The sequence below is a fragment of the Flavobacterium sp. genome (assembly GCF_029242675.1).
GTDB lineage: Bacteria > Bacteroidota > Bacteroidia > Flavobacteriales > Flavobacteriaceae > Flavobacterium.
Map to the genome: position 1 here is coordinate 1 of NZ_JAQWTM010000078.1, position 1,643 is coordinate 1,643.

General features: G+C 33.4%; 1 protein-coding gene and 1 pseudogene. Both read left to right on the forward strand.

Going from position 1 to position 1,643, the window contains the following annotated elements:
• Positions 1 to 1,452 (forward strand): annotated as a pseudogene (locus tag P8M54_RS03155) (TonB-dependent receptor); the annotation flags it as partial.
• A 108-nt stretch (positions 1,453 to 1,560) separates the two neighbouring features.
• Positions 1,561 to 1,643: DUF6495 family protein (locus P8M54_RS03160; protein WP_300285046.1), on the forward strand; the 83-nt coding region annotated here is incomplete at its 3' end.

Here is a 1,643-nt window from a genome sequence, read left to right on the forward strand (position 1 = left end):
GGTTGGAAATTATCGGAATTAAACGTTGGTCAAGCTGCTTTTTACGGACAGGATGACTGGAACGTAACCGAAGATTTTAAGCTTTCTGTAGGTCTAAGAGTTGATAAGCCATTATATTTTAATACTTCAGATTTAATTCAAAAATATATTGACACTGAGAATGGAGCTTCTAGAGATAATAGCATTTTATATTACAATCCACAAACTAAAGCTAACGAGCAATTAATTTCTACAACACTACCTAGTAACAAATTACTTTGGGCTCCAAGATTAGGTTTTAATTGGGATGTTAATGGTGATAGAACGACGCAAGTTCGTGGAGGTACGGGTATATTCACAGGGAAGCTACCATTTGTATGGTTAGGAAATCAAGTTAGTGGATCTGATGATGGATTTTTCCAAATCATGGATAAGGACTTTAAATGGCCACAAGTGTGGAGAACTAGTTTAGGTCTTGATCATAAATTCCCAAACAATTATATTACTACTCTTGATGTTTCTTATAACAAGGATGTTAACGGTGTACATGTACAAAACTGGGGTCTAGTTAACCCTACAGCTACATTAGCAGGTGCTGATAATAGAGCAATCTATAGAGCAACTGATAAAGCTGCAAATAACGCTTACGTAATGACAAATTCTAATAAAGGATATGTCTTCAATACTTCTGTTAAAGTTCAAAAAACGTTTGATGATGGTTTATTTGCTAGTTTAGCTTATAATTACTTAGTATCTAAAGATGTTAACTCTATTGAAGCAGAAATTACAGGAGATGCATTTGCATTTAATCCTGCAGTTGGTAATGTTAATAACGCAGTATTAGCTAATTCTAAATATGGAGATACGCACCGATTCATTGGGGTTGCTTCTAAGAGTTGGAAATATGGAGCTAATAATCAATGGTCAACATCAGTGTCTACATTTTTTGAGTATGCTCAAGGAGGTCGTTACAACTATCTTTATGGTGGAGATATCAACAATGATGGATCTAGTACAAATGACTTAATTTACATTCCTACAACTGCAGAAATTGCTAACATGAACTTTTCTGGTGGCGCTGATCAAGGTGTTGCATTTGACAAATTCATCGACCAAGACAAGTATCTAAGTGGTAGAAGAGGACAATATGCTGAGCGTTATGGTGCTGTAGCTCCATGGAGAGGAAAATGGGATATGAAATTTATGCAAGATTATAATTTCAAACCTTCTTCTAGTTCTGAGAAAACAAACACAATACAGTTTAGTATTGATGTGTTAAATATTGGAAATTTATTGAATTCTGATTGGGGATTAGTGCAAGTAGAAACAAGTAGACAACCTATTGGAGTTTCTGTAAATGATGCAAATGAGCCAACATATACTTTTGATGGTACACAAACTAAGACTTTTAATTATGATGCTAGTTTATTGTCAAGATGGCAAGCACAATTTGGGATTAGATATATTTTCTAATTTTCGAAAATAAATTAAATTTGAAAAGCCTTCTTGCAAAAGAGGGCTTTTCTGTTTATAAATTATAAATTTGCAAATTCTAAGACGAATATTAATTGAATAAAGGAAATGAAATATAGTAGATTAACCAAAGAACAGTTTGAAGAATTAACTCAAGAATTTACAAACTTTTTAGCAACGCAAGCGATTGA